This is a genomic window from Lentzea aerocolonigenes, assembly GCF_000955955.1.
In the GTDB taxonomy this organism is placed as follows: Bacteria; Actinomycetota; Actinomycetes; order Mycobacteriales; family Pseudonocardiaceae; genus Lentzea; species Lentzea aerocolonigenes_A.
The window spans coordinates 1-7,414 of record NZ_JYJG01000056.1 but is presented as its reverse complement, the minus strand read 5'-3'; the positions used below and the strand labels follow the sequence as shown (position 1 = coordinate 7,414).

The 7,414-nt window shown below is 69.0% G+C and carries 8 protein-coding genes; 5 read left to right on the top strand and 3 right to left on the bottom strand.

Annotated elements, in window-relative coordinates:
• A partial coding sequence (locus tag UK23_RS10300; RefSeq protein WP_196777684.1) for a cbb3-type cytochrome c oxidase subunit I occupies positions 1–610 on the bottom strand: 610 nt, incomplete at its 3' end.
• 56 nt (positions 611–666) lie between these two features.
• On the opposite strand from UK23_RS10300, the gene tal reads away from it, so the two are divergent.
• Together tal and UK23_RS10290 are read left to right on the top strand one after the other, a co-directional pair.
• On the top strand, positions 667–1,740 hold the full coding sequence (gene tal / locus UK23_RS10295) for a transaldolase (protein ID WP_045311197.1): 1,074 nt from the start codon (positions 667–669) through the stop codon (positions 1,738–1,740).
• A 3-nt stretch (positions 1,741–1,743) separates the two neighbouring features.
• Entirely contained in the window at positions 1,744–3,576 is a 1,833-nt protein-coding gene (locus UK23_RS10290) for a transketolase (protein ID WP_045311196.1), read from the top strand.
• A gap of 148 nt (positions 3,577–3,724) precedes the next feature.
• Here UK23_RS10290 and tsaA read toward each other — a convergent pair whose 3' ends face one another.
• Together tsaA and UK23_RS10280 are read right to left on the bottom strand one after the other, a co-directional pair.
• Positions 3,725–4,120, bottom strand: a complete 396-nt coding sequence (tsaA, locus tag UK23_RS10285) for a tRNA (N6-threonylcarbamoyladenosine(37)-N6)-methyltransferase TrmO (protein WP_156213002.1) — start codon at positions 4,118–4,120, stop codon at positions 3,725–3,727.
• Positions 4,120–5,523, bottom strand: a complete 1,404-nt coding sequence (locus tag UK23_RS10280) for a protein adenylyltransferase SelO (RefSeq protein WP_045311199.1) — start codon at positions 5,521–5,523, stop codon at positions 4,120–4,122. The genes tsaA and UK23_RS10280 overlap by 1 nt, the downstream gene beginning before the upstream one ends.
• A gap of 127 nt (positions 5,524–5,650) precedes the next feature.
• Between UK23_RS10280 and UK23_RS10275 the strand changes: the two genes are divergently transcribed.
• The 3 genes from UK23_RS10275 to UK23_RS10265 all read left to right on the top strand — a co-directional run.
• Positions 5,651–6,559, top strand: a complete 909-nt coding sequence (locus UK23_RS10275; protein WP_045311195.1) for a hypothetical protein — start codon at positions 5,651–5,653, stop codon at positions 6,557–6,559.
• Positions 6,560–6,712: 153 nt separating this feature from the next.
• The gene (locus tag UK23_RS10270) at positions 6,713–7,159 is read left to right on the top strand and encodes a hypothetical protein (RefSeq protein ID WP_045311194.1); all 447 of its coding nucleotides are present in this window, start codon (positions 6,713–6,715) and stop codon (positions 7,157–7,159) included.
• Positions 7,149–7,414 (top strand): hypothetical protein (locus UK23_RS10265; RefSeq protein ID WP_045311193.1); only part of this gene is annotated, 266 nt, incomplete at its 3' end. The genes UK23_RS10270 and UK23_RS10265, both read left to right, overlap by 11 nt.

Sequence of the window (7,414 nt, the reverse complement as noted above, 5' to 3'; positions counted from 1 at the left end):
GCATCCGGAACATCGTCATGCCGGGCGCTCGCAGGCACACGATCGTGGTGGTCATGTTGACCGCGCCCAGGATCGTGCCCAGACCGCTGACGGCCAGCCCCATGATCCACAGGTCCGGGCCGACTCCCGGAGCGTGCGCGGCGCTGGACAGCGGCGTGTAGCCGGTCCAGCCGAAGTCCGCCGCGCCGCCCGGCGTCACGAAGCTGCTCATGACGATCAGGCCGCCGAACAGGAACAGCCAGTAGGAGAAGGCGTTCAGGCGCGGGAACGCCACGTCCGGTGAACCGATCTGCAACGGCAGGACGTAGTTGGCGAACCCGAACAGGATCGGCGTCGCGTAGAGCAGCAGCATGATCGTGCCGTGCATCGTGAACAGCTGGTTGTACTGCTCATTCGAGAGGAACTGCAGGCCCGGACGGGCCAGTTCGGCGCGTAGCAGCAGTGCCATCACGCCGCCCGCCATGAAGAACACGAACGACGTGACCAGGTAGAGGATCCCGATCTGCTTGGGGTCCGTGGTGCGCAGGAGGGCGAGGAACACAGCACCTTTGGGGCGTCGGCGCGCGACGCCCGGATGCGGCACGACCGGCGTCGGCCTCAGGGCGGTCATGCGTGTGGCTACCCCGCGCACGGGTACTCGAAAAGTGCCATCAGAGAGGACTTGCCATGCGCACCGCACTGCACGGCCTGGCCGAGCGCGGCCAGAGTCCGTGGATGGACCAGCTGTCGAGAGAACTGCTCCGCGGAGGCGAACTGGCCGGCCTGGTCGGCTCGGGGGTGCTCGGCGTGACGTCGAACCCGACGATCTTCCAGGACGCCATGAGCAGCGGTGATGCCTACGAAGCGCAAAGGCGCGAACTGGACCTGGACGACCCGAAGGAGATCTTCCTCGCCCTCGCCGCTCAGGACGTCCGCGACGCCTGCGACCTGCTGGCGGGGAAGGGCACTTCGCCGTGCGACGGATGGGTGTCGATGGAGGTGGACCCGCGGTTCGCCTACGACACCGAGGCGACGATCGACGAGGCGCGGCGGTTGCACGAGATGATCTCCCGGCCGAACCTGTTCGTGAAGATCCCCGGCACCAGGGAGGGCCTGCCCGCGATCGAGGACTGCGTGGCTCGCGGCATCCCGGTCAACGTCACGCTGCTGTTCTCGCTCGACCGGCACCGCGAGGCCGCCCAGGCATACCTGCGCGGCCTGCACCGGCTGAACGCGCGTGGCGGTGACCTCACCGAGGTCGCGTCCGTGGCGTCGTTCTTCGTGTCCAGAGTGGACACCGAGGCTGATGCGCGGCTGGACGCCCGGCACGGTCACGAGGTGCTGAAGGGCACGCTGGCGATCGCCAACGCCAAGCTCGCCTACCAGCAGTACCTGGAGATCTTCTCCGGACCGGCGTGGCAGGAGCTGGCGCAGGCGGGCGCGACGCCGCAGTGGTGCCTGTGGGCATCGACGTCGACCAAGAACCCGGCCTACCGCGACACCCGGTACGTCGAGGAGCTGATCGGCCAGGAGACCGTGACCACCATGCCCCGCAAGACGATCGAGGCCTTCCTCGACCACGGCCGGATCGCCGACACGCTCACACAGGGCGTGGCCGAGGCGCGGCGCGTGCTCGAACGGTTCGCCGAGATCCGGCTGAGCTACCGCGACATCACCGACACGCTCGAACGCCAGGGCGTGCGGAAGTTCGCGGACTCGTACCAGAAGCTCTTCGACAGCCTGCAACCAGCTCGGAGGTGACCTTTGCCGCACAACGACTTCCGTCATTCACTGGCCCAGCAGCTCCGGGTCGACTCTGTGCGCGCCAGCGACGCGGGCGGCTCCGGCCACCCGACGTCCTCGATGTCCGCGGCGGACCTCATGGCCGTGCTGCTCGACGGCTACCTGAAGCTCGACTACGCGCACCCGGACAACCCGGCCAACGACCACCTGGTGTTCTCCAAGGGACATGCTTCACCGCTCTACTACGCGATGCTCAAAGCCGTTGGGGCAGTGGGGGATGACGAGCTGCTGAGCTTCCGCTCGTTCGGCAGCAGGCTGGAAGGCCATCCCACGCCCCGAATTCCGCCGACCGACGTCGCCACGGGCTCGCTCGGCCAGGGTCTACCGGTCGGTGTCGGCCTTGCGCTGGCGGGCAAGCGGCTCGACGGGCTGCCGTACCGGGTGTGGGTGCTGTGCGGTGACTCGGAGATGGCCGAGGGGTCGATCTGGGAGGCGTTCCAGCACGCAGGCTGGGCGGGACTCGACAACCTCACGGCGATCATCGACGTGAACCGGCTCGGTCAGACCCGCGAGACCATGCTCGGCTGGGATGTCGACGGTTACGTGGCGCGGTGCGAGGCGTTCGGGTGGAAGGCGATTCCGGTGGACGGCCACGACCTGGACGACATCGATGCTGCTCTTTCGCAGGCGGTGTCCGTGACCGATCGGCCGTCGGTGATCATCGCTCGGACGTGCAAGGGACGCGGCGTCGCCGCCGTCGAGAACCAGCCCGGCAAGCACGGCAAACCCCTGGAGGACCCGGCCGGGGCCGTCTCCGAGCTCGGCGGGAACCACTCCGTCTCGGTGCAGGTCAAGACACCCGCACCCGGTACTCCGCGCCGGTTCGCGACTGTCGGCGGCTCGCTGCCGCGGTGGGAGATCGGCGAGGAGATCGCGACCCGCCAGGCGTACGGGGAGGCGTTGACCGAGCTCGGCGGGCTGCGCGGGGACGTCGTCGTGCTGGACGGCGAGGTGTCGAACTCGACTATGTCCGCGCTTTTCGCCAAGGCGCATCCCGAGCGGTACTTCGAGATGTTCATCGCCGAGCAGCAGATGGTCGCCGCCGCGGTCGGCCTGCAGGCGCGGGGTTGGGTGCCGTTCGTGTCGACGTTCGGTGCGTTTCTGACCCGTGCGCACGACTTCATCCGCATGGCCGCGGTCTCGCGCGCGGATCTGCGGTTGTGCGGCTCGCACGCGGGTGTGTCGATCGGGGAGGACGGGCCGTCGCAGATGGCTCTCGAGGACGTCTCGATGTTCCGCTCGATCCACGGCAGCACTGTGCTGCACCCGTCCGATGCCAACCAGACCGCGGCGTTGGTCGCGGAGATGGCCACGCTGCCAGGGATTTCCTACGTCCGGACGTTGCGCGGCAGGACGCCGGTGCGGACCTCGCCTGAGGAGAACATCCGCGTCGGTGGCAGCCGGGTGTTGTTCAACAGCGATGACGACGACCTGACGATCGTGGCGTGCGGGATCACCGTCGGCGAGGCGGAGAAGGCCGCGGAGGTGCTGGACGCCGAGGGAGTCAGGGCTCGGGTCATCGACTGCTACTCGATCAAGCCCATCGACCGTCCGACCTTGGTGGACGCGGCTGCGCAGACGCGTGCCGTGCTGACCGTCGAGGACCACTGGCTCGAGGGTGGGCTCGGTGATGCCGTGCTCGACGCGTTGGCCGAGTGTGCTGACCGGCCGCCGGTGCGCAAGCTCGCGGTGACCGAGATGCCGGTGTCCGGGAAGCCCGGCGAGCTCCTGCACGCCGCCCACATCGACGCCGAGGCGATCGTGGAGGCGGCGCGGCAGCTGGTGAAGGCCTAGGAACGGGTGGCTCCGGCTACACCGGTTCGGGCATGGGCGGGAGCGGATCCGGGTCGGGGCCGGGCGGCCTCGGCTGGTCCGGTCCCGGCGTGGTCGGAACGGGTTCCGGTGGCGGTACTGGTTGCGTCATGCCTGGTGGGTACCCGTTTCAGCGCTCGGTACCCAGCACCGGTTTGACGTCGACCACGGGCGTGCCGTCAAGGGCCTCCAGCTCCGCCACCCGCACCCGTTGCCCCTCGACCGCGACGATCCGGACCCGGTGCAGGCCGATCGGGTTCGGCCGGTCCGGCGAACGGGTCGAGAACACGCCGGTCGCCGGACGTTCGAGGTCGCTGCGCGGGTGCACCGCCAGGACCGACCGGTCGGCCCGGTCGAGCCAGGTCAGCACCAGCACGTCCTGGCCGGGGGCTAGTTCGGCCATCGCCCGTGCGTATTCCGGCGCGAAGACGATGCACGCGTCCGGCGCGCCCTCGTCACCCTGCTTGGGAGCGGACGAGCGGTCGGTGAGCGGCGACTCGACGTGGCCGACGGGTTGCAGTTTCATCAGGTCCCGCAGAAGGTCTGGTAGTTGGTGGTGAAGTCCTGCGGGGCGGGCGTGGCGTAGCGCTCCAGCCCAGGGCGTTCCCCGTAGGGCGAGGTCACGGCGTCCAGCAGTCGTCGAAGCGGTTCGAGGTCGCCGTCCGCGCCTGCCGCGAGCGCTTCCTCGACGAGGTGGTTGCGCGGGACGTAGACGGGGTTGACCCGGTCCATCGCGTCGGCGTCCGGGTTCAGCGCACGCCAGCGCGCGATCCAGGCGTCGATGCCGGCCAGGTCCAGGAACAGCGACCGCGCGGGCTCGGCGTCCCCCCGTGCGGCCGCGGACAGCTTCCAGAAGAACGTCGTGAAGTCGATGTGGTTCGCGTGCATCAGGGCGAGCAGGTCCTTCAGCAGCGGCTTGACGTCCACGGCTACGCCCAGCTTGGCCTGCATGCCGCCCATCCAGGCGCGTTCGAAGTGCTCGTCGAACGTGCCGAGCACCTTGAGCGCCAGCTTGACCGCCTCGTCCTCGTCGTCGCTGAACAACGGCAGCAGGGCCTCGGCGAGACGGGCCAGGTTCCACTGGGCGATGATCGGCTGGTTGCCGTAGGCGTAGCGGCCGCGATGGTCGATGGAGCTGTAGACCGTCGTCGGGTCGTAAGCCTCCATGAACGCGCACGGGCCGTAGTCGATCGTCTCGCCGGAGATGGTCATGTTGTCCGTGTTCATCACGCCGTGGATGAAGCCGACGAGCATCCAACGCGCCACGAGCGACGCCTGCGCGGCCACCACCTGCGAGAACAGCTCCAGGTAGGTGCTGCCGGGGTAGTGGCGCGCGATGGCGTGGCCGGCGAGGCGGCGCAGCAGGTCGTGGTCGCCGGTGTTGCGGGCGTACTGGAAGCTGCCGACGCGCAGGTGTGACGAAGCCACGCGGGCCAGCACGGCCCCGGCGAGCGGTTCTTCGCGCTGGACGGTGGCGCCGGTGCTGACCACGGCCAGCGAGCGGGTGGTGGGGATGCCCAGGGCGAACATCGCCTCGCTCAGGACGTACTCGCGCAGCATCGGGCCGACCGCGGCCAGACCGTCGCCGCCACGGGCGAACGGGGTGCGGCCGGAGCCCTTGAGGTGCAGGTCGCGCAGTTCGCCGTCCGAGTCGCGCAGTTCGCCGAGGAGCAGCGCGCGGCCGTCGCCGAGCCTGGGGGAGTAGCCGCCGAACTGGTGGCCCGCGTACGCCTGGGCCACGCCGGGCGCCTCGTTGCCCACCAGGAACGACAACCCGTCGGCGCGCAGCCAGGCCGGGTCGAGGCCGAGTTCCTTCGCGAGAGGCTCGTTGAGGGCCAGCAGGACCGGTTCTCGTACCGGTACCGCCTCCCACGCGACCGCCATCTCGGGCACTGCGTCAGCGAACTCGCTGCTCAGGCTGATGTTCACGGTCCCAACGGTACCGGGCGGCTGCAAAAGCCGGTGTGATCGCGCTCTCACGTTGAACCGCTCCCCAGGGCCGCACGTGTTGGTGGCGAACAGGTTGATGATCGTCCACTCAGGAATGAGAAACCCCATGCGTCGCAACAATGTCGGGTTCCTTGCTGCCCTCGTCGCGTTCGGTGCCGTCGCTCTGACGGCCTGTGGTTCCGGGCAGTCCGGTACCGCCGCTCCGGTCCAGGAGCAGGCTCAGACACAGCAACCCGGCGCAGAACAGTCCGAAGTGGACTTCCTGCGCGGCACGGCGAACTCCAACAAGGCCGACAAGGCCACCGGCGACCGCGCCCCGGCGGCCGCGGCGCCCGAGGTCAGGCTCAAGTGGGTCGAGCTTCGCGTTGCGAACGCAGGAGGTCTGGAACCGGCGGTCGTGAACGGCGCCGGCCGCACCGTCTACTGGTTCAGCGACGATCCGGTGGGCGGCGGAGTGTCCAACTGCAACGGTGACTGCGAGAAGACGTGGACGCCCATCACCGTCACCAAGGGCACCAGGCTGTTCTTCCCCGGAATCAAGCGGGAGAACATCGGCTTCATCAAGCGCGAGGACGGCAAGACCACCCAGGTGACGATCGGCGGCCGCCCGATCTACCTGTTCACCAAGGACGAGAAGGCCGGCGACATCAAGGGCCAGAACGTCGGCAACAAGTGGTTCGTGATCAACCCCGAGGGCAAGCGCGCCACCGCGCCCGCCGAGTCGCCGGCCACCACCCCCGCGCCTGCGCCCGGTGCGAAGCCGGCCGGCTCCGTCACCTTCTTCAGCGGCAAGAACTTCGACGACTTCAGCGGCACCAACTTCGCCACCGGCGTGAAGCCCGAGGCGCAGTGCAACGACCTGCGGGGCGGCTTCCCGTCGCTGACCACGGACGGCAGCGTCAAGATCTGGTCCGAGCCGGGCTGCAAGGGCAAGTCGGCCGTCGTGACCGACGACGTCCGCGACACGGCCGCCCTCGGCTTCCCGGACGGCGCCAAGTCGTACATCAAGGCTTGAGCCGCGGGCCTGATCTTCGGGCCTGAAAGCCGCCGGAGTCGCTCGGCTCTGGCGGCTTCGCGGGTGCCCGTGTTGCTTGGTCTCCACGCCTGAAACTGCCGTCAGAGCCACCCCGGCTCTGGCGGTTTTCGCGGGTGGCTACGCTGTGGGGTCATGCGCTCTTCCGCCATTGCGCTGGTGTTCCTACTGGTCGGATGCGGTACCGGGACGACGTCCCTGCCCACGATCACCCCAGCTCCGACCTCGTCGTCGGCCTCCCCGCTGCCGGAGCTGCAACCCCGGCTCGACTCCATCGGCGTCCTGCTCACCGCCTGCATCCCGAGGCTGCGCGGCGAACCTGTCGAGAGCGTGGACAACTGCGCCCACCTCATGCCGGACGTGGCAGGCGTGATCGACGAGGTCTCCCAGCGGGCCGACAAGCTGCCACCGCAGAGCCGCTCCGCCATCGAGCAGGTCCGCAAGGCCCTCACCGACATCAAGCCGTGCGAGCCGTGGTTCGCCTCGGGTGGCACGACAGCCGACGGTCAGCTCAACTCCCGCTGCGGCAAGGCGTGGGACGAGCTCTTCAAGAGCTACAACGCACTGCGGAATGCTGCTTAGCGACGCCAGGCGGATCAGCCGCGTCGCGCTGCCGCTCTATTTGTCGATGGTGGCCGTCTCACTGAGCGCCCTCGTCACCACGGCGGCGCTCGGCAGGTTCGGAACCGGCGCGCTGGCAGGCTTCGCGGTGACGGTCGCGGTCTACTTTCCCGCCACGGCAGCGGTTTCCGGTGCTGTGCGCGGGGTGATGCCGTTCGTGGCGGCCCAGGCGGACGACCAGCCCGGGTTGCTGCGAGCGGCTGTCTCTTATACACA

Coding starts and splice junctions, on each gene's coding strand:
- tal (WP_045311197.1), top strand. CDS start 667: ATGCGCACCGCACTGCACGGCCTGGCCGAGCGCGGCCAGAGTCCGTGG.
- tsaA (WP_156213002.1), bottom strand. CDS start 4,120: ATGAAACTGCAACCCGTCGGCCACGTCGAGTCGCCGCTCACCGACCGC.
- UK23_RS10275 (WP_045311195.1), top strand. CDS start 5,651: ATGCGTCGCAACAATGTCGGGTTCCTTGCTGCCCTCGTCGCGTTCGGT.
- UK23_RS10270 (WP_045311194.1), top strand. CDS start 6,713: ATGCGCTCTTCCGCCATTGCGCTGGTGTTCCTACTGGTCGGATGCGGT.